Origin of the sequence: Rickettsia endosymbiont of Polydrusus tereticollis, assembly GCF_964026385.1 — a bacterium.
Lineage (GTDB): Bacteria > Pseudomonadota > Alphaproteobacteria > Rickettsiales > Rickettsiaceae > Rickettsia.
Map to the genome: position 1 here is coordinate 486951 of NZ_OZ032142.1, position 25189 is coordinate 512139.

Sequence of the window (25189 nt, forward strand, 5' to 3'; positions counted from 1 at the left end):
CCGAGTCAATCATAAATTTTGTGTAAGTATCTAAAATTCATTTTCTAATAATTCATATTTAAAATCTCCGCAAAGTATCTCAAATTGATTTAAAGCAAGGGACCATTCTCTAATGGGCATGGTCCATTTTTTTGCAGCATTTTTTAGGGCCAGAAAGACGATTTTTGTAATAGATTTATCATCTGGAAAAACTCCCTTATTTTTGATAATTTTACGGATTTGACGATTTACCGATTCAATCGTATTAGTAGTATAGATGACCCTTCTAATTTCTTCCGGAAAGGCAAAAAAAGGCACTATTCCAGTCCAATTACGTTTCCATATATCAGAAATAACCGGATATTTGCTATCCCATTTTTTAGCAAACTCTTCTAATGCTAAATTTGCCATGCTCTCATTATTTGCTGTATAGATTTGTTTTAAGTCAGACGTTACTTCTTTAAGATCTTTATAAGAAACATATTTTACAGAATTACGAACCATATGCACGATACAAAGCTGTACATAGTATTTGGAAATATACTGTTTATGGCATCTCTAAAGCCTTTAAGCCCATCAATACATGCTACATAAATTTGTTCTATACCTCGATTTTTTAGCTCGGTTACAACTTGCATCCAAAATTTTGCACCTTCATTTTTGCTAATCCAAATACCAAGCAACTCTTTCTTACCTTCTGTATTAACTGCAATAGCAAGGTAAACAGCTTTATTTATAACCATATTATTATCTCTTGCTTTTACCATTATACAGTCTAAATAAACAATCGGATATATCCTATCTAATGCTCGAGCTTGCCATCTTATTACATCTTCCATTACTCCATCGGTAATAGTAGAGATGAGCTCCTTAGAAACTTCAGTGTGGTAGATTTCTTCTAAATGTGCTTGTATCTCACTCATGGTCATACCTCGAGCGTAGAGAGAAATAACCGTATCATCAAATCCGGAAAACCTTCTAACTCCTTTAGGGATTAGTTGCGGTTCAAACTCACTATCTCTATCACGTGGTACATCAATTACTATTTTTTGACCGCTCTCGTCTATTATTGTTTTTTCTGTTGTACCATTCCTACGATTGCTATCTATCTTCGCTACTTTACTATGCCTAGAATATCCTAATTCATGATTTAGTTCACTTTCCAATATTCTTTCTACTAGACGCTTCTTTAGTTGCTGAAACAGTCCATCTTTACCAAATAGCTCAGAAGGATTAGCTTGCGATAATAGCTCTTCTACTAGTTCATTATTTATATTTGTTTTTGCTGTCTCTTGTTCTAATTTTTTAGCCATAATTTCCTTTGGTTAAGTTGTTATTTTTTACAGTAATTCTTTATCTGCTTTTTTTCAACTTACACAAATTATATGACTGACTCATTTACAAGGATAAAGATAGGGTGTCAAGTCTAATGGTTTATATTTTACAAATCCTCCAAGCTCCATCTAGCTCTGGGGCAGAAATTTATCGGACTAAATAAATTATTATTAAAACGCTCAAGTCCGGCATAAGCAATCATCGCTGCATTATCAGTGCATAACCGAGTAGGCGGAGCTATAAGCTCATAGCCGTGCTTTGCTAATTGCTCGGTCAGTAATTGGCGTAAATATTCATTGGCAGCAACGCCGCCGGCAATTACAACAGTTTTTTGAGAAAAGGATTTTTCAGTTTGCTCGTGTGTACTCAAAGCAGAAGAGTACGCCTTAATAGCTTCTAAAGTCTTTATAGTAAGAATCTCTCCGATCGTATATTGAAAGCCGGCGGCTATATCGTTAATCTCTACCTCTCCTATAGTTTCAAGTTTTATTATCAATGTACGCACGGCGGTTTTAAGACCGGAAAAAGACATATTACAATCACCGCTATTAATAATCGGTTTCGGTAAAATATATTTGTAAGGATCGCCGAGTTTGGCTCTTTTCTCTATTTCCGGTCCTCCGGGAAACGGAAGTCTTAGCATCTTAGCAACCTTGTCAAACGCTTCACCTACTGCATCATCGATAGTTTGCCCTAGAATTTTATATTTACCTAAAGCCATAACAGCTACAAATTGACAATGTCCTCCTGAAACTAATAACAGTAAATAAGGGTATTGAATATTGTGAGTTAGCCGAGCGGTTAAAGCGTGACCTTCTAAATGATTAATTGCGATAAAAGGTTTTTTTAAAACGCTAGCAAGGGTTTTGCCAAACATTGATCCGACTATAACACCGCCTATTAATCCGGGACCGGAAGTTGCAGCAATGGCGTTAAGTTCTGCTAATGTAAGTTTACTCTCGTCTAATACCTGCCTCATTGCTTTCTCTAAGTTAGCCAAATGCGACCTTGCAGCGATTTCCGGTACTACACCTTGAAAAGCTTCATGCTCTTTATTCTGCGAGATGACTATATTAGCAAGAATTTTATGATCGGAAGTAACTATTGCTACTGCCGTATCATCGCAACTTGATTCAATGCCTAATATTTTTGTTGAATTATTCAAAGAATTTCCTGTTTGATTATTTTGAACAGTAGAGTATTCCTGCTTTCGATGTCATTCCTGTGAAAACACGGCGTTGTTGCGTGGCTCGAATTTTTGATGTCATTCCCGCGAAAGCGGGAATCCAGAGAATATTTAAGCGGATTATATAGTAAAATTTTATATAATTTTGCTTATTTTAAGTGTTTTTTCTGGATTCCTGCTTTCGCAGGAATGACATATAGCACTTTTTTAGAGCCATGCAACAACGCTGGCTCGACCACACGGTATGACAGCGAAACTTACACTCCAAACGAATTACCGCAACCGCATTTTGTTTTAGCCTGCGGGTTGCTAACTTTAAAATATGAACTGCCTAGTTCTTCTATAAAGTCTAAAACACATTCTGCTATGAATTTTTTAGAGATTGGGTCGATAACGACTATAGCATTGTTTTTAGTAGCAATATAATCGTCATCCTCAATAGTGTCTTTTGCTACAAGTTCGTAATTATACATAAGTCCCGAACAGCCGCCGCTATCAACCGAAACTCGGAGAGCTAAATTTTCGTTTTGCTCGAGCTTAATTAATTCGTGAACTCGATTAAAAGCGTTATCGGTGATTATTATCGACACTAAAATACCCTTGTAAATATCTTCTTAATTATATAGTATATGCATGTTAGTTCTATGTCATTCCCGCGAAGGCGGGAATCCAGGGAATAATAGTCATCCTGAATTTATTTCAGTATCTAATTGTAAAGAGATGCTGAACCAAGTTCAGCATGACAAAAGCAAAGTCTGGATTCCCGCCTTTAGCTAGAATGACATAGAGTGTGCTTTAACTTGTTCAGGCAATAATGCTTATGCAAGTGACATCAATTACTATACTATATATTTAATATTTTTTCAAGGTGGAGTGCAAAATGCTTGCTTTATATGCTTGTGATCCGGCGGAGAGTAAAGGCAGGTTATACCCTGAATCTCCGACCTCCTATAGGAATGAGTTTGAGCGTGATCGTGATCGCATCATTCATACTAATGCTTTCAGGCGTTTACAATATAAAACGCAAGTTTTTATAAATCATGAAGGAGATCATTATAGGAATAGGCTAACTCATTCTTTAGAGGTTTCAACAGTTGCAAGATCCATAGCGAACACTCTAAATTTATCAAGCGATCTAGCGGAGGCTATAGCACTTGCTCACGACCTTGGACATACGCCTTTCGGTCATGCGGGAGAAATTGCTTTGAACGAATGTATGAAGGAATATGGCAATTTTTCCCATAATGCACAATCTCTAAAAATTTTAACTGTGTTAGAAAAAAGATATGCTGCTTACCAGGGCGTAAATCTAACCTGGGAAGTTTTAGAAGGGATTGTTAAGCATAACGGTCCTTTAACGGAAAATATAAATGAATATATAGCGGAATATAATAAAGAAAATGATTTAGGTCTTGGAACTTATGCCACTGCGGAAGCACAAATAGCTTCCCTTGCTGATGATATTAGTTATATCTCTCACGATTTGGAAGATAGTATCGGTGCAAAAATTATTGATTTTAATCATTTAGCGGAAATCAAATATATCGATCAACATATTTTTGAGCTTAAGGCTAAATTTAAAGATATAAATTCTTCTTGTTTAATCTATGAAATAGTCCGTAGACTGATGAATGAATTAATTACCGATTTATTAGGACAAACAAAAGATAATTTAAATAAAGAGCAAATCAAAAGCGTTGATGAAATACGTAACTTAAATTATCAAATAGTTGATTTTACCGATAATGCCAAAGAGCGTATTAATGAAATCAAACAATTTTTATTTCAAAAAGTTTATAGAAATAATAGGATTACGGCGATTAGCCGTAAATGTCATAAAATCGTGCAAGGCTTGTTTAAGGTGTATATGGATGATATTAATTTATTGCCTTTTAGTTGGAAAGAATTAATAAAATCAGAAGATACTAAACTTAAAGCCAGAATAGTTGCGGATTATATAGCCGGTATGACTGATCGTTTTGCTATCCAAGAGTATAACGAGCTTTGCTTAGTAAATTTTAACAATATTTGACTTGATACCAATTTTTATGAATATATTTAACCAATTAAAACACGACGTAATTACTGTAGGCAAACAGATATATAGCAATCACGATATAGCAAAAATTGCTAATATTGAGATTCCTAAGGATAATTTTAACGGTGATTTATCAAGTAATATAGCGATGATTATTGCGGCTAATGAAAATATTTCTCCTCGTGAAGTAGCGATAAAATTTAAAGAAATTCTTATATTGCTGCCTTATATCGCTAGTATAGAAATAGCTGGTCCGGGTTTTATTAACTTTACTATTAAAGCCGAAAATTGGCATAGTGCTATTAAAGATATTTTGCAAAATGAAGAAAAATTTTTTGCAATTGATATTGCCGAAAACAAAAATATCAATATTGAATATGTTTCGGCAAATCCTACCGGTCCTATGCATATAGGTCATGCAAGGGGTGCGGTATACGGTGATGCACTTGCCGGAATTTTACAAAAAGTCGGATATAATGTTACAAAAGAATATTATGTTAATGATGCCGGATCGCAAATAGATGACTTAGTTAATGCGGTAATGTTGCGTTATCAAGAAGCTTTAGGCGAAAAAATCCAAATACCTGAAGGATTATATCCGGGAGAGTATTTAATTCCCGTCGGCCAAAAGCTGGCAAAGCAATATGGTGATAAATTACTTACAATGGATGAGACGCAAAAATTTAAGCTAGTTAAAAATTTTGCCGTGCAAGAAATGTTGTTGTTAAATAAGGAAGATTTAAAAGAGCTGGGTATTAAACATGACGTATTTTTTTCGGAACAATTATTACATGATAACGGTAAAATAAGCGAGACCGTTAAGTTGTTAACCGATATGGGGTTAATTTATGAAGGAGAATTGCCGGCTCCTAAAGGCAAAATTCATGAAGAATGGGAAAATAGGACGCAAAAATTATTTAAATCTACTGAGTTCGGTGATAATCAAGATCGACCTATTGAAAAAGCTGACGGTACTTGGTCATATTTTGCTGCCGACCTTGCTTATGCTAAGGATAAAATAGATCGAGGCGCTAACCATTTGATTTATGTCCTTGGTGCTGATCATAGCGGTTATGTTAAAAGGATTGAGGCCGTAGTAAAAGCTTTAGGGGGCAATAAAGTTAAAGTTGACGTAAAAATCTGTCAGCTAGTGAATTTTGTTGAAAATAACATGCCGATAAAAATGTCAAAACGTTTGGGTAACTTTACCAGTGTTAGAGACGTGAATAGAGCAGTAGGAAAAGATATAATAAGATTCATGATGCTAACCCGTAGAAATGACGCCACCCTTGATTTTGATCTGGTAAAAGTCAAGGAGCAATCAAAGGAAAATCCTATATTTTACGTACAATATGCTCATGTGCGAACGATTTCGATATTGTCAAAAGCTAAAGAAATAATGCCGGAAGCATATGATAATTTTAAAGCTAATGAGTATGATTTATCGTTGCTTTCTTCAGAAGAGGAAATAGAAATAATTAAGCTTCTAGCAATGTGGTCGAAGACGCTCGAAAGTGCCGCAAAATATTTTGAGCCGCATCGTATAGCGTTCTATTTAATAAATTTGGCTTCTAGATTTCATACTTTGTGGAACTTTGGTAAAGAAAATAATGATTATAGATTTGTAATTGAAAATAATAAAGAGTTAACTAGTGCACGGCTGGCTCTAGCTAAATCTATTCAAAAAATTATAGCTAGCGGTTTAGAAGTTATAGGGGTAGAGCCTGTGGATAGGATGTAGCTGTCATACCGTGGCTTGACCCTGTTGTTTTACGAACGTTTAAATTAAAGAGGTAAAATTCTGTCATTCCGTGGCTCCGACAACGTTGTTGCATGGATCGAAAGAAAGTGCTATATGTCATTCCCGCGAAGGCGGGAATCCAGAAAAAATATTTTTAAGTCATCCTGAATTTATTTCAGGATCTACTAAAAAGATGCTGAAACGAGTTCAGCTTGACAAAAAAGTCTGGATTCCCGCCTTCGCGGGAATGACATCAAAAATTTGATCTATGCAACGTTGGTCAAGCCACGGTATGACACCATACTTGTAATAACCATAATACGGTAAAATCGAGCCATGCAACAATGCTACTGCCAAAGGATATACACCACTGCAAGCAATACCTAAATAAAAACCCTTCAAATCATGACTAACAATAGATTATTTAAAATTTTTATTATAATTATAATATTGTTAACTGCCGGCTATTTTTTCTATCATTACCATTATAACAATAAGCCGGTAATTACTATTTACCCCGATGATTATCCTGCAAAAATTAAACCACAAGAAATAGAAAACACAAAACCCTTTAAAATCGGCGGTTCTATATACGAAAATCTTGCTTCTCAAAAAACTTTAATAAAAGATGCTAAGCTTCTACCGGAACCGGAAAAACCTATTAATATAGATTCTCGTCGGCGAACTGATGAGAAAATAGAAGATTTGCTAACTGATTTTTCTACTAGCGTAGATCAATTTGATAAAATTTCTGATTTAATACCGCTAAATGATATGCCCGGTGATATTGCCGATTCGCCTAAAATAGAAGAAAATACAACCGGTTTAAATATAATAAAAATTAATCGAGAAAATGCAAAAATCAAGCAGCCGCAAGATTACAATAAGATAGAAGGTTATAAAATCCAACTTGCTTCGGTAAAATCTGAAGCTGAAGCAGTTGAGGAAGGAGAGAGAATCAAAAAGAAATTTATAAAAATTCTTAAAAACGCTAATATTACGACTAAAAAAGTTAAATATGATGACGGTAAATTTTTCTATTTAGTGTTAGCAGGTGACTATAAAAGCCTTGCTCAAGCTAAAGCGATTTGCAAAAAGCTATCCTATCAACAACAAAGCTGCGTCCTGAAATAGTATAATGCTAGTGGCGTTGTTGCATGGATATTAGAGTGTCATTGCGAGCGACTGAAGGGTGTTTTGTTGCATGGATCAAAAAAAGTGCTTATATGTCATTCCTGCGAAAGCAGGAATCCAGAAAAAACACTTAAAATAAGTAAAATTATATAAAAATTTACTATATAATTCGCTTAAATATTCTCTGGATTCCCGCCTTCGCGGGAATGACAGCACTTTTTTTGATCCATGCAACAACGCTGCACTTCCGCAGGGATGACATCGATGCAATTTGAAGATAAATCAGTAAGTAAGTTTTTTAAATTAGTTAGAAATTTGTATAGAATGTAATTGATTATATAATTTATAAATAGCTTGTTCGGTATCGCTAATTTTTCTATTGATCATTTTCAATAATTTTTCGGATGGTTTCTCACCCACTTGGGTTGATGAATGTAGCTGCTCCGCTAAGTTTTTAAGGGAATCTTGAATTTCTATAAAAGATTTTTTAAATTGCTCTTTAATTAATATAGAAGACTCTTCAAGTTCTTTAATTTTTAAATAAAGATTTTCTATTAATTGGTCTACTTTATTTTGCATTAAATTTAACTGTTGCTTACGCCCGTCGACAAGATAGCTAAAAGTTTCTTGCATTTTTGCCTGTATTCTTACTTTTGCCGTACGATCTAGCTCCCATACTAAACCTACTTTACTCATTAAGTATATTATCCATTTATGAACGTCAAAATGGTACCATTTTACGCCGTTACGATAATCAGACGGAAAAGCATGATGATAATTATGCCAATTTTCTCCTAATAAGAATAAAGCCATCCACCAAATATCTCCCGCTGTTCCTTTATAGTATTTTTTGCTCCCGGCAAAATGACATAAAGAATTAACGCAAAAAGTTGCTTGTTGTTGCAAAGCTCTACCTATTCCTATGAATAAAAAAGCCGTATAGGCTGATGCAAGCATTCCGCCGATTAAATAACCGATAAATAAAGGCACAATAACGTTCATAAAAACGGCTATTTGCCAATAATATTTCAATTGCCATTTTAATAGCTTATTTCTTCCGAGTTTGACCCACGTTATGCGATCAATAGACTTATAACTACCTTCTCCGATAAGCATCCAACCAAGATGAGACCATAAAAACCCGACTAATTTATTATCGAATTTTGAAGGGCTGTGGGGGTCTTGATCTTTATCGGTATGAGCATGATGTTTGTAGTGATTTGACGCCCATGATAAAGCCGGACCTTGCAGCGTTCCTGCCGACAGCATGACTAAAATAAACTCTACAAATTTATTTATTTTAAAGGCGTTATGTGACCATAACCGGTGTAAGCCGACTCCTACCGTAATGTTGTAGATATAATAGCTACTAATTGTTAAAATAATTTCAGTCCATCCTATTCCGTGATTAAGCCAGTATTTTGTTAAAAGTACTGCAAGCAAAATAGGGTAAAAAATTAAAGTAAATAACGCAGGCTTATTGACTTTACTTAGCATAACTCAACCTAAATTAGTTTAGTAATAAGTTTCTTTTATCAAGGTAAATTGGTGTTGTTGCCCGGCTCTAGAAAAGTGCCGTGTGTCATTCCCGCCTTTAGCTAGAATGACATCAAAAATTTCATCCATGCAATAACGCCAATTATATTAGCATATTTATTGGTATAATACAAAGAAATTCTTAATTTTAATATATATTTAGTAAATTAATTGCCCTAGTACATAGTTATATTTCTTCGCTATCGCTATTTTGAAGGTTAAGGCAATAACCGACAAAACGTACCGTTTTTATAAATTTTTTTTCCTCGCCGACATCACCTAGTGCTTCTCTGATCCTGTTTATATGGACGTCTATAACACGTGGATTAAAATCTTTATTATCTTCCCATAAATATGTTATCATTTTTTGACGGGAAAAAATAATTGTTGGAAATTGTAGGAAAAGTTGCAAAATTTTAAATTCCATAGGACCAAGCCGAACAATCTTACCGTTTTTATAAAGTTTTTGGGTATTTAGATCGATATTTATATTTTTAAATTTAATAACATTATCTTGCAAAATTGTTTTAGAACGCCTTAGTAAATTTTTTATCGTATTTATTAATTGATCTGAAGAAAAAGGCTTAGGCAAAAATGAAATAAGAGTATCCGCTTGAGCCCGACTTAAATCTGATTCTGTTGCAGTAGATAGGAAAATTATCGGTATTTTTAATAATTTACCGACTTTTCTAATTGCGATTATTACCGCCGCCGGCTCTTCCTGTAATTGCGTACCGATTATAATTATAGCCGGTGTAATAGCAAGAGAAAATACTTTTTCTAGAGTATTAGCTTTTATTATATCAAATCCTGCTCTCTCGATAATATTATATAAAGAAATATTGATATTTTCTTTACGTTCGATGATTAGAACTTGAGGCAGTAATTTATCAAGCACTTAAAGTAATCTCCATTAAATATAATTAAATTATACTCAAAAATTGCCTTATTGAAAATTTTATTTAAGCATTTTTAAGTTATTATAGCAAATTATAAAGGCTTTATAGCAAATTTTATACAAAAAGAAATCAAGAAATATTATTTTTGTTAAAGATAATACTTGAATTAAATAGTTTTAATTGTTATAAATGGTCTTTATTTTTAAGTTTGCTTGCTGGAGATTCTTATATATTATGAGCTTTTACGAATCAATTTTTATAGTACGTCAAGATGTATCGCTAAACGATATAGATAAAATTACCGATGATTTTGTCAAAATTGTTAAAGATAATAAAGGTAACGTTGTTAAAACCGAATATTGGGATTTAAGGACTTTAGCCTATAAAATAGGTAATAACAAAAAAGGACATTATATCTTTTTAGGTTTAGACACTAATTCAGAAGTAATAAAAGAATTAGAAAGAAAAATGCGGCTTAACGAAAATATTATTAGATTCCTTACTATTAAAGTGGAATCAATTAGTAGTGAACCTTCACCGATATTAAAAAATCACCATGTAGAAAATGAACCGGTGATTGACGTAACGGTTAGTAAGGATTAATTTTAAAATATCATAGAATTACTTAAGGTAAAGAATGTTAGGAAATAACCTAGGAGAAACAAGAAATCGTAAAGTTGGTGAAAAACCTGCTAAAAAAGTATTTTTTAGAAGGCGTAAAGGGTGTCCCCTTTCTGTTCCCGGTGCACCGAGCATTGATTATAAAAACCCCGATTTACTGGGAAAATTTTTGTCTGAGGGCGGAAGAATGTTACCGAGTAGAATCACAAATGTGTGTGCAAAAAAACAAAGAAAATTAAAAAATGCTATTAAAGTCGCAAGGATTTTAGCATTGTTACCTTTTGTATTTCAAATTTAAATATATTGTTTTTTGATGTCATTCCTCGCTGTGGCGGGTATTGTTGCGTGGCTCGAAAAAAGTGCTGTCATTCCCGCGAAGGCGGGAATCCAGAAAAAACACTTAAAATAGGCAAAATTATATAAAAATTTACTATATAATTCGCTTAAATATTCTCTGGATTCCTGCTTTTAGTTAGAATGACATCAAAAATTTGATCCATGCAACAACGCCGACTTGATTAAGGCATCCAGTCTTTTTATTAAGATTTTTTCTGGATACCGTGGTCAAGCCACGGTATGACCCCATACTTGTAATAACCATAATACGGTAAATTATGAGTCATGCAACAATGCCGGGAATGACATTAATCCAAACTCTTCAGGTTAGCTGAAGAACAACTAATAGGGTAACTGAAAGGTATTAAATGGAAATTATTTTAATTAAGCCGGTAAGAAAATTAGGAAGAATCGGTGAAATTCTTAAAATAGCCGATGGATTTGGTCGTAATTATCTTCTACCGCAAAAATTGGCGGTTAGAGCTACTGAACTCAATAAAGAGTTAATTGTTCAACAAAAACATGAGCTTGAAAAACAAGATAAGACAATAAAAGAAGAAGTAGAAAAAGTTAATGATCTTATAAAAGGTCAAAAACTAATTTTTATAAGGCAGTCATCAGACGACGGAAAGCTTTTTGGCTCAGTTAGTAACAAAGAAATTGCAGAAAAGTTGACTGAAATTACAGCTCATCCTATTTCACACTTAAACGTAACGCTTGATAAGCAAATAAAATCTACGGGAGTTTTTGCAATTGAGATAAGGCTTCATGCTGAGCTTAGCACCTGGGTTAAAGTCGTTGTTGCAAGGTCTGAATCCGAATCCCAAAGCTTTTTACTGGAAAATAAAACAGAGCAAACTGAATCTTTATCTGAATCGGCTTAATTTCAATCTACCGCTCATCTATCAATTACAAGGATCAAATTTTTGATGTCATTCCCTCCTGTGCAGGAAGGCATTGTTGCGTGGATCATAGTTATCGTATTATGGTATTACAAGTACGGTGTCATACCGTGGCTTGACCACGGTATCCAGAAAAAGCCTTAATAAAAAGACTGGATGCCGTGATCAAGTTACGGCATGACAAAAACTGGATGGCCACGGTGCCAAGAGGTGCCTCGCCATGACGGTTTGGGTATCCATGCAACAATGCCTCCTCGCAATGACGGGGTTTTTTGTAATGATTTCCGCTCCATGCAACAATGTCGGCTCGCAATGACGTTTGGGCGAGTTCTAGAGCCATGCAACAATGCCGCTTACTGCGTGAAGGGGGCTATTTTAATACATATCTCAAATTGATTAATCATTTGTAAATATTGCTCGTAAAATACTCGGTGATTAATATCAACTATCGACCAATTTTCGCTTTCCAACGTCACTATATTAGCATTTAGTTTTTTATAAAGTCTTGCATCTTGTTGCGTATCTAAAATTAAGCATTTATTAGCTGACTTACTTAACAATTCTTCCAACTTACTTACATATTTTAAACTTTTTTGATTCACGCTATATAGTTTCTGAGTTTTAATTTTTGTATCAATAAAAAAATATTCTGCACTATCGCTTAGTAAAATTACGTCTTGCAATCCTTCAAATTTACGGTTTTTCATTTTGTTTAAATCTTCTAGCTGCTTTAATGCTATATGAAGATTTTTATTAATATCTTCACGTAAATTAGGTAGTTTTTGTGCTAATATTAACGATAATTCTTGTAATAAAATTTTAACATTCTCAATATCTAACCAAATATGCCAGTTCGGTTCGTTATTATCTTTAATGATTTTTAAAGATTTAATATCGCTAATTTTGATAATATTTTTGCTATGACCTTGCATTAATTTCTCGGCAAAACTATCAAACAGTCCATCTATATAAATAGCTATATCGGCATTTTTTACTTTTGCAAGGTCACTAGGTTTTAGATGATAATGGTGAGGGCAACTACTATTTACCGCTAAGCTATCTATAACGGCTTCGTCTTTAACTAACATCGCAACAACGCTAGCTATCGGCGTAATACTCGTAACTATTTTAGGTTTATGTACAGCGTCATCTCGATCGCTTGATACAAGCGAATTTTTCTGGATTCGCCTGTGCTCACGTATTATTATACGCTGTGCAGGCTCACCTTTAAATTCATCTTGTCTAAAACTTTCTGAATTTAGCTGTATTTCACTGTAGCTAACGGAATTTAATAGTAAGAAAAATATCAGAAAGAAAATTTTAATTTTCATAATTGCATTCTTTTTATGGTATTACAAGTGCGGTGTCATACCGTGACTTGTACCTGTGTTGTTGCGTGGATCGAAAAAAGTGCTATATGTCATTCCTGCGAAAGCAGGAATCCAGAAAAAACACTTAAAATAAGTAAAATTATATAAAAATTTACTATATAATTCGCTTAAATATTCTCTGGATTCCCGCCTTCGCGGGAATGACATCAAAAATTCAATCCATGCAAAAACGCCAGCCACTTCGTACCTCCTCGCCATGACGGGATTTTTCAATCCACGCAACAATGCCTGCTCGCAATGAGGTTTTTTATTTTTTTATAAAAGTTAACAATTGTGATTTAGTTTGAGCAAAATCATTTTCTAGCCAAATATTTTTTAAATGCTCTAATTGTTTGCCGATTTCTTTATTTTCTATCTTCATTTTTAGTAAATCATGACCGGTTACCGGAAAATTAGGGTGCTGTAACTTATCATATTTATCAATAAATCTTTGTATGTGTGGTAAATCTAACTTATCTGTTATGTGGGCAGCAAGCAAATATTCTTTGTAATCCAGATTTTCTAACCAAATTTTCTTCATATCAAATTCGGTTATCGGCGATAAGTTAATAAAATTAATTATCGATAATATTGCTGTTGTTTCCTGTTTTGAATATTTCCAGCTTATTAGTGTATTAAACTTTAAATTTTCTAATTTATAAAATAAAAGTGCATAGTGCGTAGATAATTGTAGTTTAAAAAAATTAGCTTGTTCAAAAAATTTTGATTCATAATATTTTCCGTAAAATATTAGCGGTAATATCCCGCAAGTAAACATTGTTTCCAAAACTTTGCTAGCATTCGTTGATATTATTACTTTATCCATTTCACTTTTTATTCTTTCCCGTGAAAGTATCTTTAAACCATCCTGCAAATCCTCACAAGCCTTTAGCCCTTCATTGTCGATATGGTCGGCGTAATAACTAGAAAAGCGGAAGAAACGCAAAATCCTTAAATAATCTTCTTTAATCCTTTGGCTTGCTTGACCGATAAATATTACTTTTTTTAACTTCAAATCTTCTAGACCGTTAAAATAATCATATATTTCATTTTCAAAGGGGCAGTAGCTTAAGGCGTTAATAGTAAAATCTCGCCTTGCGGCGTCTTCGGCAAAATCATCGGTAAAAAGCACTTTTGCATGCCGTCCGTTACAATCAATATCTTTCCTAAGGGTAGTAATTTCAAATTTCTCCTTATTCAAAATAGCCGTGACGGTACCGAATTTTATACCGGTAGGTATAACTTTTATGCCTGCTTTTGATAAAATATTAATTACCTCATTAGGCAACAAGCTAGTTGCTATATCAATATCGTAACTGGCTTTATTAAGCAATGCATCACGCACGCATCCGCCGATAAGCCGAGCTTTCCCGCCGCCTGCTTGAAGCTGTGCTAAAATTCTTTTATAGCCTTTAGAAGAAATTTGTAATGGTTTTTTTATAATATGCATTTTGGGTTAGTTAGTTTTGCATTGTTTTATGTTATTCTCACATAGATGTGGCGTTGTTGCATGGCTCTAGAAATCAGTGTAGCGTCCCACAATGACGATTTCGTATGCTATTATAGCCCGACTAAACTATTTGCAAAATCATTAGGATCAAATACCTTCAAATCGTCTATTTGCTCACCTATGCCGATAAAATATATAGGCAAGGAGAATTTTTGCACTATACCGACAATTATGCCGGCTTTAGCACTGCCGTCTAATTTAGTAACAATGAGACCGGTTAAATTAGCACTGTTATTAAATTGCTCTACTTGATTGTAAACATTTTGACCGGTAACGGCATCTATTACTAAAATACTATGAGCGGGAGCGTTTTCATCTACTTTTTTAATAACCTTGATAATCTTAGTTAATTCATCCATAAGATTTTTTTTGTTATGTAGCCTACCGGCGGTATCGATAAAAAGTATATCGATATTTTGCTTTATTGATTCTTGCATAGCAAGGTAAGCAACGCTTGCAGGGTCCGCCGACTCTTCGCCGGTAACAAATAAAGCCTGTGCTCTGTTCGCCCATTCCTTAAGCTGATTTACGGCAGCAGCTCTAAAAGTATCACAAGCGGCAATCGCTACTTTTTTCCCTTGTGCTTGATAAATTGAGGCAAGTTTACCGATAGTTGTAGTTTTGCCGGCACCGTTAACTCCGCAAACTAAAATTACGTTTAATTTATTTTCATTTAAAGTAAAAGGAATTTCGGATTTTAGGAGTAATTGCCGAATTAGTTTTGCTAAAGTTTCTTTAATAACGCTGCTATCTAGTTCTTTACCGAATTTTATGGATTTCAAATCTTCAATAATCTTAGTTGCAACTAAAGCACCCATATCTGATGTAATTAGCAATTCCTCCAATTCTTCTAGCGTTTCTTTATCTAACTTCTTCTTGTAAAAAATTTTATCTACCCCTTCCGATATTTTGTTAGAGGTTTTAGATAAACTTTGCTTTAATTTACTAAATATGGAAATCATATATTTATATTTTTTCTACTGTCATTTCGTGGCTTGAATAGTGTTATTGCGTGAGTCGTATTTCGTATTTTCGATGTCATTCCCGCGAGGCATTGTTGCATGGATCGAATTTTTGGTGTCATACCAGCGAAAGCTGGTATCTAACTTACTAATTTTGTTATATTGTTAAGTAGATTCCCTCTTTCGAGGGAATGACACGGGGGGCAGCGAGAAAATGACACGTACTATCGCTTTTATCGAGCTAGGCAACCGTATTATATAATTATCTAATACGCCTTTTCGTCATTGTAAACTCCCCAAATTACTTTTTTAGGTACCCATCCTATATAGTCTTTACAAGAAATTTGACAAAATTGTTCTTTACATTTTTTTAAAGTACAGCGAACTTCAGGCATTAATTTTGCAATCACTCTACTTTTAGGATTTTCACCTTTAGTAAGTTCTATTTCTTTATCACCGATAATAATTACCGACCTTTTACCGGATAAAACACTTGAATGTATCCATCCGCCTTCACCGTTAACATCACGAACTTGCCGCCATTGTTCATATTCCGCAATGATTTCTACCGGTTCGCCTTTTTTAATAAAAGTCCATTCTATCGAGGATTTTATCGTTGGACCGCTTCTAGCATTTACCTCATTAGACTTTATTGAAACAAAGCGAGGAATAGGTAATTTTTTATTATCAGCCTTAGCCGTAAGCGATAACGCTATGATAATTAATAAAATAAAAGTTATCCTGAGTATACTAGTCATTTTCTTCTGCTGCAGTTAACAAATCTTCCCTCTTAGCGGCTATATAATTACCTAATCTAAATTGCCCTTTAATACGATTAATTTCTTGCTCACTAATACCGATAAGTTTTAAAACTGTTCCTCCTAATTGTAAGCCGGTTTCATAGCTTTCAGGGATAATAGTTGTTGCCCCTAAATCATAAAATTCTCGGGCGTTTTTCAGATTTTTTAACTTAACGACAACTTGCATATCCATAAAATGGTTTGAGATTGTCTTTAGCGACTTTTTGATAGTTACTTGATTATTCATTGTAAGTATTATTGCTAAGGCTCTTTCCGTCCCGACGGCTTTTAACGTATCAATTTGCGATACGTCCCCTTTAAACACCGGAAAACCGTTAGAAGTTTCTTCTTTAATACGTTCATCATTTAGGTCTAATATTACGTAACTTGTTCCTTCGGCTTCTAAAACTCTTGCTACCATTTTGCCGACGCTACCGAGACCTGCGATTATAACATGATTAGTTAAATCTCTAGCTCCCAGCTCGATTAACTGTGTCGGGGTTTTCCCAAGACCTTTATCAATTTTTTCGGCAAGTTTACGTCCTAAAGCCGCAAGTAAAGGAGTAAGTGCCATAGTAAAGGTAACAACCAACAGCAATATATTTGCGGTGTGTTTTTCTAAAACACCATTTTCTTTACCTAAGCTAAATAAGACAAAAGCAAATTCTCCACCTTGCGATAGTAATAAGCCTGAATAAAACGCTACCCCTTTATTGAAGCCGAATAGGATACAAAAAGCGGTAATAATTAAAGTTTTTATAGCAATTAATGCTACCGATAAAGTAATAATGTGCGATATTTTATTATACATTTCCAATGCGTCGATATTCATACCGACAGTCATGAAAAACAATCCTAAAAATAAACTTTTAAAAGGATAAATACTTTCTTCTGCTTGCAATCTAAATTCAGTTTCTGCGACCAATACACCGGCTACAAATGCCCCAAGTGCTAACGACAAACCAAAAATCTCGGTAGCCCAAGCGGCAGATAATACGATTAACAGGGTCATTGCGATAGGTAGCTCGTTAGCACTATTGCTTTCTGAAGAAATTAGGGTAAATAAAGGGCGTAACAGCACTCGACCGGCTATAAATATAGTTAGTAGTGCGGTAACCGCTTTTAAAAGTGCAATGCCTAGAGCTGTGGCAAGTGAAGCCGTGTTATTACCGGCAAGTAGCGGTACTATCACAAGCAAAGGTACTACTGCTAAATCTTGCAGCAAAAGAATTGCTAAAGAAATCCTTCCTACTTGCGTTGATTGACTACGATTTTCCTCAATTACCTGCATAACTAGAGCAGTGGAAGAAAGTGCAAGACCGCCGCCGGTAATAATTGCCGCACTACTATTCCCGTCAATAAGTACCATCGCACCGGCAATTACTATACCCGTCGTTAAAACTTGCAAAGACCCAAGGCCAAACACATATCTTCGCATGGCTTTTAATCGTTCAAAAGATAACTCAAGACCGATAGCGAAAAGTAAGAAAACAACCCCTAATTCGCCGAGAAGTTTAGTCTGATCGTATGTTACTATTTTAAAACCGTGATCGCCGATTGCTGCACCGGCAATTAGATAACCTAATACCGGACTTAGCTTAAAACGTTTAAGTATCGCCACGACAAAAACGGCGGTAGCAAGCAAAATTATAACATTGATGAGAATATGTTCGTTCATTTATACCTTGTAAATACCAGTTTATGATTGATAAAATGATGAAAGGTCAAGCCGACGTTGTTGTGCGGTTCGAATTTTTGCAAAGCGTTCGGTGTCATGCCGGTGTTGTTGCATGGATACCCAAACCGTCATTGCGAGACCTCTAGCGTTATTGCATGGATTGAATTTTTGATGTCATTCCCGCGAAAGCGGGAATCCAGAGAATATTTAAGCGAATTATATATTAAATTTTTATATAGTTTTGCTTATTTTAAGTGTTTTTTCTGGATTCCTGCTTTTAGCTAGAATGACATACTGCTACTTTTATCGAACCACGCAACAATGCCTCCTCGCAATGACGGATTTTTATTAATTCTCGAACCACGCAACAACGCTCCGCCTTCGCAGAAATAACATCGAAAATTCGAGCCTTATATATTTATTTATTTTTCCACATTTCTTCTAATTTAAAATGTGTTCGTGCTTCCGGATAAAAAATATTAATTAAGATATTTCGTGCATCTATTAATACCCATTCTGACTTGCCTAAGCCTTCAATATTAGTATTGATATTAGCTTTCTGTTTTAACTCTAAAGCTACATACTCCGCTATCGCTCCAACATTTTTAGTAGAACGACCGCTGGCAAATATAATATAATCCGCTAATTTATTTCTGCCTCTTAAATCTATTATATCAATATTATCGGCTTTCTTTTCTTCTAAACAAGCAATGATAAATTCTTTTAATTCTTCTGTATCTTTTGTCATATCGGTATTATATATAGAATTTAAATTAGTTGATAATGATTATATGCTTAAGAACGTATTTTATCAATGAATGTTTAAAATTTTATAATAGAATTCTTGATTTGCAAGTAATATACAATTTAATTTTATATAAAAAAAGTAAAAAATAATGGCAATATCTATAGAAGAGCTAGAGGCAATACTTCGGAAAAGCTTTCCGAATAGTATAATAAAAATTACCGATCTCGTGGGGGATCAAGATCACTACTCACTGGAAATAGCCGATAGTAAGTTTAAAGAATTTACTTTAATTAACCAACATAAATTAGTTAAAAATGCTCTCGGAGAAATATTGAACACAAAACTACATGCAATTACGATAAAAACTATCCCTCTCTTATAATTGTTGCATGGCTCGAATTTTTGCAAAGCGTACGGTGTCATGCCGTGGCTTGACCACGGAATCCAGTTTTATAACGTCATAAAAATGCTCTAAAATAAGTCTAATATGGCTTTATTTTTCTGGATGCCGTGATCAAGTCACGGCATGACACAGCCTTTTCTTTAACGTTCGTACAACACAGGGTCAAGCTACGGTATGACACCATACTTGCATAACCATAATACGGTAAATTATGAGCCACGCAACAACCCCCGCCTTTAGCTAGAATAACATTTAGTAAATAAATTAACTATTAATTGACTTTTATTAAAAATTACCATATAATTCCTACTAAATTAATAATTCTTAATAAACTATAATCTTATAGAATTGGGGTATATGTCTATGTTTACCAAAAATAAAATTTTCCTTTCTAAATCTAAATATTTTCTATTAGCGACCAGTAGTATTGGGCTGCTGGCAAGCACAGAAGCGTTGGCAGTTGTTGATATTACTCCTGTGACGCATAATACTTATCCTGTGAATTATAATGCTCATATAGGTGCACAGTATGATTGGAAGTACAACGGGAAGGCTTATCTTCCGCAAGATAATGATAATGTTATTTTAACAGCAAATAATCAGCAAATCAATTTTGATAGCGATATTAACATAGGTAATATTAATCTGTATGGTTTCACTTCAGGCGGACTTGTTATTTTTGCTAATGATCCAACTAACCAAGTTAGTATTAATAATATAGTTAATTTTAATGATCAGCAAGCTAGAACAGCAGCTCAAAGTGCTTTAGGAGTTCCACTCGCATATGGAGGTAATAAAGATGCAAAAGTGCAAATACGACTTCTACAAATTGGAGCTGAAGAGCAATCTCAGTTAACCATTAAAGGTGATAATATTAGTGCTGTAGATTCTATTCTATTAGACGGAGCAAGTGCTACATTAATTTTTGAAAAACCTATTACAGTTACTGCTCCAATATATTCTAGTGCTTATAATAGAGGGATTATAAAAGTAAAGAACAATGCTGTTTTTGAAGCTCCTATTGGTCACGATGGCATAAAGAATTATAGTATTTATGTAATGACAGTAGATGATAACAAAACTGTTACCTTAAAATCTGATATTTATGCTACTGATATTGTTTTAGAAAAAGATTCCAAACTAATTATAGATTCTTCTAAACAAAATATAAAGGTGAACTCTGGGGTTGCCGTCGATAGCCTAGGGGGGATGAACGATGGTGACGGAATTATTCAAGTAAAAGGAGGTGCAAAAAATACTATAACTTTTATTAACGATATCGGCTCAGAATATACCAGAGTTGGTGAGATAAATATTGAGAGAGGGAAAAAAACTGAATTCAATAATAACGTATATGCAAAGAGTATCAAAGTAGCAAGTAATGATGTAGAGTTTAAAGAAAAACTTGCCGGTAATTTAGAAATTACAAATCATGCTCAGGTAAAATTCCATAAAGATTTTGCAGGAGATATTACTGCTAAAATGCCTAAATTAGGCAGAGCAACATTTGTAAATACTCCTGATATTTATCGTGTTGGAAAAAACAAAAAAATTGAGCAATTAATATTTGAAGGCAATCATATTCACAATTTGCATAAAAATATTCATGCCGAACGTATTAATTTTGATAGCGGAACTTATAATATTACAACTAAGGATATTAAAATTGATGGAAATGCCAATGTTAACGGCTCAACGCTAAATCTTAACAAGCATAACCTAATTTTTATTGAAAAAGTAGAATTTTCTAATAATATTAATTTATTTGTAACCGGTGGAAATAAGTTAATATTTAAAAATCACGCACCTACTGTAGATAACAAGGGTGCAAACATTATCATTACTATTGATGGTGCTCAGCCGGCTAATGAAGGAACGGCGTTGGCTGCGTTTAAAGTTGATGTTGGAGTATTCCCTCCTGTGGGGTCTCATTATGATGCAGCTAGAGGTATTCTAGTTTTACCGGGTCTTGGAGGAGCGATACCGGCTGGACCGGTTCGAGCTCCTGTACCGGTAGTAGCAGCACCTGCACCAGGAGGAGCAGTAGCGGCAGCAGCACCGCCAGCAGTAGTAGGAGTGCCAGCAGGAGGAGGAGCAGCAGCAGCACCGGTAGGACCAGCCCCAGGGGGAGTAGCAGCACCAGCACCAGGAGGAGCAGTAGCGGCAGCAGTACCGCCTCCAGCGGTAGTACCAGCACCAGGAGCGGCAGCAGGAGCAGGGATAGCGGTAGCAGCACCAGCACCAGGAGGAGGAGCAGCACCGGCAGCACCAGGGGGAGTAGCAGCACCGGCAGCACCAGGGGGAGTAGCAGCACCTGCACCAGCAGGAGTACCAGCCCCAGGGGGAGCAGGAGCAGCAGCACCAAGGGAAGCAGCAGCACTGGCTCCAGCAGGAGCACCAGTGCCAGGGGGAGCAGCACCTCCACCAACTCCAGTAGTGGCAGCAGCACCAACTCCAGCAGCTCCTGTTGTAGTGCCGATTATAGAATTAGCTAATGCAATTTCTAATATTGTTGTTTCTGCTAAGCAAGGAGCTACGGCAAATAAAGCAACACAAGAAGTGATAAATAAGAGAGCTGTATCTGTTATGCAAAACCCTGAAAAACATGCAACAGAGTTAGCTAAGGAATTAGCAAGTAGCGGAGCTGATTTTAAAGAAGCTGCAAGAGTAGCTAATGATGATGCGTATGTAACCGGTAAAACAAAGCAAGAGCAATCTCTTTTATTTGCCGCAACTTTAAGTCAAATTGCTCCTGACAAACAAGACGAAGCAGTAAAACATTTAACAGATCAAGCAACAAGATCGGTTAGTGTGGCAAATGTTACAACTGAAGCCGTCGGTGCTAATATTACTAACCATTTATCCGGTAGTAATACGGCAATTGCTGCCGGTGATGAAGATGATAATAGCATTCTAAGCTCGAAGAAAGGGATATGGGTTGCCGGTACTTTCGGTTCAAGTAACCAAGGTATATATAAGGGCGGTGCTAGCTATAACGGTAAAGTTGCCGGCACTACTATCGGCGGTGATCTTTATATTGGTGATAATGGTGTTGTAGGTATTGCATATAGTAATATGAGCTCTAATTTTAAGTTCACCGGTGCAAATCCAAGAGATAAACTATCAGCAAACAGCAATGTTATTTCTATTTACGGGCAGCAACAGTTTAACAATGGTTTTATGCTACAAGGAATATTCTCCGGTAGTAATAGTAAAATTACCAAGAAAGATTCAAGGCAAGTTGGAGCTAGTATCTATAAATTAGCTATAGGTAAATATACAAACAAAGCTTATGCCTTTGAAACCACTGTTGGCTATCAAGTTTCAACAATTAATGATATAAGTTTAATGCCTAATATCGGTATTAGATATAATTCATATAAAGATGAAGCTTACACTGAAACCGGCACAGGTGTAAATAACACGTATGTACCAGCCAAATCCGGTAATATGGTAACGGGCATTGCCGGTATGAAAATTACAATGTCTAAGAAATTATCCGAAGATACTCAAATAATACCGGGACTACATGCTTCTATAGAGAATAGCTTTAATAACAAACAACAAAAAGTTAAAGCCAGATTTATTTGGGCAGACAATTATTTTGAGAATGCAGCTACCGCTAGCACGCCAAAGGTCGGATATAATTTAGGTGCAAGCTTACTTACTAAGCATAAAAACATTGAGCTGTTAGCAACTTATAACTGTAATTTACGTAGTAAATATCACAGCCACCAAGGCTCATTGAAGTTGAAGTTACTGTTTTAGTAAAAAACTTTGTTGGATGGCTACCGGAATCGTCATGGTGAGACCTCTAGCATCGAATTTTTGATGTCATTCCCGCGAAGGCGGGAATCCAGAGAATATTTAAGCGAATTATATAGTAAATTTTTATATAATTTTGTTTATTTTAAGTGTTTTTTCTAGATTCCCGCTTTCGCGGGAATGACATACTGCTACTTTTATCGACCCACACAACAATGCCTCCTCGCCATGACGTTTGGGGTATCCATGCAACAACACCTAAATAAATTAAAAATGAAAGCATTTGTTAATAAATTTCTGAAACCGAAAGTATCGTCGGAAAGGGAAGTAGCTCAAAAAAAATTATTTGATCATTTCGTAACATTATTAACGTCTGCCATGCTTGATGGAGGAAAAGAAGCATGTTTCTCGCTTGCAGAATTATATTATTATGGAAACGGTTATGATATATTGCCGAACCCAGATATAGGAGACTTAGCAATGCTTATAGGAAAACAGTTAGGAAATAAAGAGTGTTTGGAAGCTGAATTAAAAAACCCAGAAAACTCTGAAAATATGAAGGAAGTAGTATCAGACATTATGAATGATATAGCTGAGAATGAAGAGATTAGTGATATAACTGAGGATGAAGAGATTAGTGATATAGCTGAGAATGAAGAGGTTAGTGATATAACTGAGGATGAAGAGCTGGACGATTTAATTAATGCCTTAAATGAATTACATCTATGCTACGAAGGTTTGAAACTTGTCGCCCCATATCCTGTAGATTCAGATATAAATGAAGGATGGGAAGTAATAGATTATAAAACTTCTGATGAAAAGGAAATATCTTCTTTTATGAGTCAATCATAAATTTTGTGTAAGTATCTAAAATTCATTTTCTAATAATTCATATTTAAAATCTCCGCAAAGTATCTCAAATTGATTTAAAGCAAGGGACCATTCTCTAATGGGCATGGTCCATTTTTTTGCAGCATTTTTTAGGGCCAGAAAGACGATTTTTGTAATAGATTTATCATCTGGAAAAACTCCCTTATTTTTGATAATTTTACGGATTTGACGATTTACCGATTCAATCGTATTAGTAGTATAGATGACCCTTCTAATTTCTTCCGGAAAGGCAAAAAAAGGCACTATTCCAGTCCAATTACGTTTCCATATATCAGAAATAACCGGATATTTGCTATCCCATTTTTTAGCAAACTCTTCTAATGCTAAATTTGCCATGCTCTCATTATTTGCTGTATAGATTTGTTTTAAGTCAGACGTTACTTCTTTAAGATCTTTATAAGAAACATATTTTACAGAATTACGAACCATATGCACGATACAAAGCTGTACTATAGTATTTGGAAATATACTGTTTATGGCATCTCTAAAGCCTTTAAGCCCATCAATACATGCTACATAAATTTGTTCTATACCTCGATTTTTTAGCTCGGTTACAACTTGCATCCAAAATTTTGCACCTTCATTTTTGCTAATCCAAATACCAAGCAACTCTTTCTTACCTTCTGTATTAACTGCAATAGCAAGGTAAACAGCTTTATTTATAACCATATTATTATCTCTTGCTTTTACCATTATACAGTCTAAATAAACAATCGGATATATCCTATCTAATGCTCGAGCTTGCCATCTTATTACATCTTCCATTACTCCATCGGTAATAGTAGAGATGAGCTCCTTAGAAACTTCAGTGTGGTAGATTTCTTCTAAATGTGCTTGTATCTCACTCATGGTCATACCTCGAGCGTAGAGAGAAATAACCGTATCATCAAATCCGGAAAACCTTCTAACTCCTTTAGGGATTAGTTGCGGTTCAAACTCACTATCTCTATCACGTGGTACATCAATTACTATTTTTTGACCGCTCTCGTCTATTATTGTTTTTTCTGTTGTACCATTCCTACGATTGCTATCTATCTTCGCTACTTTACTATGCCTAGAATATCCTAATTCATGATTTAGTTCACTTTCCAATATTCTTTCTACTAGACGCTTCTTTAGTTGCTGAAACAGTCCATCTTTACCAAATAGCTCAGAAGGATTAGCTTGCGATAATAGCTCTTCTACTAGTTCATTATTTATATTTGTTTTTGCTGTCTCTTGTTCTAATTTTTTAGCCATAATTTCCTTTGGTTAAGTTGTTATTTTTTACAGTAATTCTTTATCTGCTTTTTTTCAACTTACACAAATTATATGACTGACTCAGCTGATGATTTAATAACGACAGGTCTAAGTCT

The 25189-nt window shown here is 34.9% G+C and carries 22 protein-coding genes and 1 pseudogene; 10 read left to right on the plus strand and 13 right to left on the minus strand.

The genetic code is table 11. The features are described from left to right. Nucleotides 1–30: 30 nt before the first annotated feature. The 3 genes and pseudogenes from AAGD48_RS02260 to AAGD48_RS02270 form a co-directional block, all read right to left on the minus strand. Nucleotides 31–1292: pseudogene (locus AAGD48_RS02260) on the minus strand (IS256 family transposase). A gap of 128 nt (nucleotides 1293–1420) precedes the next feature. Further along, nucleotides 1421–2479 carry a tRNA (adenosine(37)-N6)-threonylcarbamoyltransferase complex transferase subunit TsaD gene (gene tsaD / locus AAGD48_RS02265; protein ID WP_341790285.1) on the minus strand — a complete coding sequence of 353 codons (1059 nt, stop codon included), beginning with the start codon at nucleotides 2477–2479 and terminating at the stop codon, nucleotides 1421–1423. A 278-nt stretch (nucleotides 2480–2757) separates the two neighbouring features. After that, nucleotides 2758–3090, minus strand: coding sequence for an iron-sulfur cluster assembly accessory protein (locus AAGD48_RS02270; protein ID WP_341790286.1), 333 nt, complete (start codon nucleotides 3088–3090; stop codon nucleotides 2758–2760). Nucleotides 3091–3133: 43 nt separating this feature from the next. Here AAGD48_RS02270 and AAGD48_RS02275 point away from each other — a divergent pair, with 43 nt between their 5' ends. The 3 genes from AAGD48_RS02275 to argS all read left to right on the plus strand — a co-directional run bounded on the left by AAGD48_RS02275 (nucleotide 3134) and on the right by argS (nucleotide 6279). Then, nucleotides 3134–3277, plus strand: a complete 144-nt coding sequence (locus tag AAGD48_RS02275; protein ID WP_341790287.1) for a hypothetical protein — start codon at nucleotides 3134–3136, stop codon at nucleotides 3275–3277. 103 nt (nucleotides 3278–3380) lie between these two features. Continuing rightward, entirely contained in the window at nucleotides 3381–4532 is a 1152-nt protein-coding gene (locus AAGD48_RS02280; RefSeq protein WP_341790288.1) for a deoxyguanosinetriphosphate triphosphohydrolase, read from the plus strand. A gap of 16 nt (nucleotides 4533–4548) precedes the next feature. Beyond that, the gene (gene argS / locus AAGD48_RS02285; RefSeq protein WP_341790289.1) at nucleotides 4549–6279 is read left to right on the plus strand and encodes an arginine--tRNA ligase; all 1731 of its coding nucleotides are present in this window, start codon (nucleotides 4549–4551) and stop codon (nucleotides 6277–6279) included. On the opposite strand, the gene AAGD48_RS02290 is transcribed toward argS, so the two are convergent. Then, nucleotides 6248–6400 carry a hypothetical protein gene (locus AAGD48_RS02290; protein WP_341790290.1) on the minus strand — a complete coding sequence of 51 codons (153 nt, stop codon included), beginning with the start codon at nucleotides 6398–6400 and terminating at the stop codon, nucleotides 6248–6250. The two genes, argS and AAGD48_RS02290, sit on opposite strands and share 32 nt — an antisense overlap. Nucleotides 6401–6684: 284 nt before the next feature. Here AAGD48_RS02290 and AAGD48_RS02295 point away from each other — a divergent pair, with 284 nt between their 5' ends. Beyond that, on the plus strand, nucleotides 6685–7413 hold the full coding sequence (locus AAGD48_RS02295; RefSeq protein ID WP_341790291.1) for an SPOR domain-containing protein: 729 nt from the start codon (nucleotides 6685–6687) through the stop codon (nucleotides 7411–7413). A 303-nt stretch (nucleotides 7414–7716) separates the two neighbouring features. On the opposite strand, the gene AAGD48_RS02300 is transcribed toward AAGD48_RS02295, so the two are convergent. After that, on the minus strand, nucleotides 7717–8910 hold the full coding sequence (locus AAGD48_RS02300) for an acyl-CoA desaturase (RefSeq protein WP_341790292.1): 1194 nt from the start codon (nucleotides 8908–8910) through the stop codon (nucleotides 7717–7719). Between the two features lie 226 nt (nucleotides 8911–9136). Next, complete coding sequence (locus AAGD48_RS02305; RefSeq protein WP_341790293.1) at nucleotides 9137–9847, minus strand: response regulator transcription factor; 711 nt, start codon at nucleotides 9845–9847, stop codon at nucleotides 9137–9139. A 235-nt stretch (nucleotides 9848–10082) separates the two neighbouring features. Between AAGD48_RS02305 and rpsF the strand changes: the two genes are divergently transcribed. From rpsF to rplI, 3 genes are all read left to right on the plus strand, one after another. After that, nucleotides 10083–10451 carry a 30S ribosomal protein S6 gene (gene rpsF, locus AAGD48_RS02310; protein WP_341790294.1) on the plus strand — a complete coding sequence of 123 codons (369 nt, stop codon included), beginning with the start codon at nucleotides 10083–10085 and terminating at the stop codon, nucleotides 10449–10451. Nucleotides 10452–10485: 34 nt separating this feature from the next. Further along, the gene (gene rpsR, locus AAGD48_RS02315; RefSeq protein WP_341790295.1) at nucleotides 10486–10767 is read left to right on the plus strand and encodes a 30S ribosomal protein S18; all 282 of its coding nucleotides are present in this window, start codon (nucleotides 10486–10488) and stop codon (nucleotides 10765–10767) included. 406 nt (nucleotides 10768–11173) lie between these two features. Next, nucleotides 11174–11689: a 50S ribosomal protein L9 gene (gene rplI / locus AAGD48_RS02320; RefSeq protein ID WP_341790296.1), complete on the plus strand. Its 516-nt coding sequence runs from the start codon at nucleotides 11174–11176 to the stop codon at nucleotides 11687–11689. Nucleotides 11690–12060: 371 nt separating this feature from the next. Here the strand turns inward: rplI and AAGD48_RS02325 are convergent, their stop codons facing one another. From AAGD48_RS02325 to rsfS, 6 genes are all read right to left on the minus strand, one after another. Further along, a complete protein-coding gene (locus tag AAGD48_RS02325) occupies nucleotides 12061–13038 on the minus strand; it encodes a metal ABC transporter solute-binding protein, Zn/Mn family (RefSeq protein ID WP_341790297.1) in 978 nt (325 codons plus the stop codon). A 307-nt stretch (nucleotides 13039–13345) separates the two neighbouring features. Next, the gene (locus AAGD48_RS02330; protein ID WP_341790298.1) at nucleotides 13346–14527 is read right to left on the minus strand and encodes a CCA tRNA nucleotidyltransferase; all 1182 of its coding nucleotides are present in this window, start codon (nucleotides 14525–14527) and stop codon (nucleotides 13346–13348) included. Nucleotides 14528–14637: 110 nt separating this feature from the next. Further along, on the minus strand, nucleotides 14638–15549 hold the full coding sequence (gene ftsY, locus AAGD48_RS02335; RefSeq protein WP_341790299.1) for a signal recognition particle-docking protein FtsY: 912 nt from the start codon (nucleotides 15547–15549) through the stop codon (nucleotides 14638–14640). Nucleotides 15550–15815: 266 nt separating this feature from the next. Further along, nucleotides 15816–16307 carry an SH3 domain-containing protein gene (locus AAGD48_RS02340; RefSeq protein ID WP_410526022.1) on the minus strand — a complete coding sequence of 164 codons (492 nt, stop codon included), beginning with the start codon at nucleotides 16305–16307 and terminating at the stop codon, nucleotides 15816–15818. Further along, entirely contained in the window at nucleotides 16300–18027 is a 1728-nt protein-coding gene (locus AAGD48_RS02345) for a cation:proton antiporter (RefSeq protein WP_341790300.1), read from the minus strand. The genes AAGD48_RS02340 and AAGD48_RS02345 overlap by 8 nt, the downstream gene beginning before the upstream one ends. 418 nt (nucleotides 18028–18445) lie before the next feature. After that, complete coding sequence (rsfS, locus tag AAGD48_RS02350) at nucleotides 18446–18775, minus strand: ribosome silencing factor (RefSeq protein WP_341790301.1); 330 nt, start codon at nucleotides 18773–18775, stop codon at nucleotides 18446–18448. Nucleotides 18776–18923: 148 nt separating this feature from the next. Here rsfS and AAGD48_RS02355 point away from each other — a divergent pair, with 148 nt between their 5' ends. From AAGD48_RS02355 to AAGD48_RS02365, 3 genes are all read left to right on the plus strand, one after another. Then, nucleotides 18924–19157 carry a BolA/IbaG family iron-sulfur metabolism protein gene (locus AAGD48_RS02355; RefSeq protein ID WP_341790302.1) on the plus strand — a complete coding sequence of 78 codons (234 nt, stop codon included), beginning with the start codon at nucleotides 18924–18926 and terminating at the stop codon, nucleotides 19155–19157. Between the two features lie 384 nt (nucleotides 19158–19541). Further along, the gene (locus AAGD48_RS02360; protein ID WP_341790303.1) at nucleotides 19542–22946 is read left to right on the plus strand and encodes an autotransporter outer membrane beta-barrel domain-containing protein; all 3405 of its coding nucleotides are present in this window, start codon (nucleotides 19542–19544) and stop codon (nucleotides 22944–22946) included. Between the two features lie 177 nt (nucleotides 22947–23123). Beyond that, nucleotides 23124–23795, plus strand: a complete 672-nt coding sequence (locus AAGD48_RS02365; protein WP_341790304.1) for a hypothetical protein — start codon at nucleotides 23124–23126, stop codon at nucleotides 23793–23795. 15 nt (nucleotides 23796–23810) lie between these two features. On the opposite strand, the gene AAGD48_RS02370 is transcribed toward AAGD48_RS02365, so the two are convergent. Next, a complete protein-coding gene (locus AAGD48_RS02370; protein ID WP_341790305.1) occupies nucleotides 23811–25073 on the minus strand; it encodes an IS256 family transposase in 1263 nt (420 codons plus the stop codon). Between the last annotated feature and the right edge of the window lie 116 nt (nucleotides 25074–25189).

What these genes read in the sequence shown, in the direction of transcription:
- AAGD48_RS02275 (WP_341790287.1), top strand. Translation starts at nt 3,134, where the DNA reads ATGTTAGTTCTATGTCATTCCCGCGAAGGCGGGAATCCAGGGAATAAT.
- AAGD48_RS02280 (WP_341790288.1), top strand. Translation starts at nt 3,381, where the DNA reads ATGCTTGCTTTATATGCTTGTGATCCGGCGGAGAGTAAAGGCAGGTTA.
- argS (WP_341790289.1), top strand. Translation starts at nt 4,549, where the DNA reads ATGAATATATTTAACCAATTAAAACACGACGTAATTACTGTAGGCAAA.
- AAGD48_RS02290 (WP_341790290.1), bottom strand. Translation starts at nt 6,400, where the DNA reads ATGACATATAGCACTTTCTTTCGATCCATGCAACAACGTTGTCGGAGC.
- AAGD48_RS02295 (WP_341790291.1), top strand. Translation starts at nt 6,685, where the DNA reads ATGACTAACAATAGATTATTTAAAATTTTTATTATAATTATAATATTG.
- AAGD48_RS02300 (WP_341790292.1), bottom strand. Translation starts at nt 8,910, where the DNA reads ATGCTAAGTAAAGTCAATAAGCCTGCGTTATTTACTTTAATTTTTTAC.
- rpsF (WP_341790294.1), top strand. Translation starts at nt 10,083, where the DNA reads ATGAGCTTTTACGAATCAATTTTTATAGTACGTCAAGATGTATCGCTA.
- rpsR (WP_341790295.1), top strand. Translation starts at nt 10,486, where the DNA reads ATGTTAGGAAATAACCTAGGAGAAACAAGAAATCGTAAAGTTGGTGAA.
- rplI (WP_341790296.1), top strand. Translation starts at nt 11,174, where the DNA reads ATGGAAATTATTTTAATTAAGCCGGTAAGAAAATTAGGAAGAATCGGT.
- AAGD48_RS02325 (WP_341790297.1), bottom strand. Translation starts at nt 13,038, where the DNA reads ATGAAAATTAAAATTTTCTTTCTGATATTTTTCTTACTATTAAATTCC.
- AAGD48_RS02330 (WP_341790298.1), bottom strand. Translation starts at nt 14,527, where the DNA reads ATGCATATTATAAAAAAACCATTACAAATTTCTTCTAAAGGCTATAAA.
- ftsY (WP_341790299.1), bottom strand. Translation starts at nt 15,549, where the DNA reads ATGATTTCCATATTTAGTAAATTAAAGCAAAGTTTATCTAAAACCTCT.
- AAGD48_RS02340 (WP_410526022.1), bottom strand. Translation starts at nt 16,307, where the DNA reads ATGACTAGTATACTCAGGATAACTTTTATTTTATTAATTATCATAGCG.
- AAGD48_RS02345 (WP_341790300.1), bottom strand. Translation starts at nt 18,027, where the DNA reads ATGAACGAACATATTCTCATCAATGTTATAATTTTGCTTGCTACCGCC.
- rsfS (WP_341790301.1), bottom strand. Translation starts at nt 18,775, where the DNA reads ATGACAAAAGATACAGAAGAATTAAAAGAATTTATCATTGCTTGTTTA.
- AAGD48_RS02355 (WP_341790302.1), top strand. Translation starts at nt 18,924, where the DNA reads ATGGCAATATCTATAGAAGAGCTAGAGGCAATACTTCGGAAAAGCTTT.
- AAGD48_RS02360 (WP_341790303.1), top strand. Translation starts at nt 19,542, where the DNA reads ATGTTTACCAAAAATAAAATTTTCCTTTCTAAATCTAAATATTTTCTA.
- AAGD48_RS02365 (WP_341790304.1), top strand. Translation starts at nt 23,124, where the DNA reads ATGACATACTGCTACTTTTATCGACCCACACAACAATGCCTCCTCGCC.
- AAGD48_RS02370 (WP_341790305.1), bottom strand. Translation starts at nt 25,073, where the DNA reads ATGGCTAAAAAATTAGAACAAGAGACAGCAAAAACAAATATAAATAAT.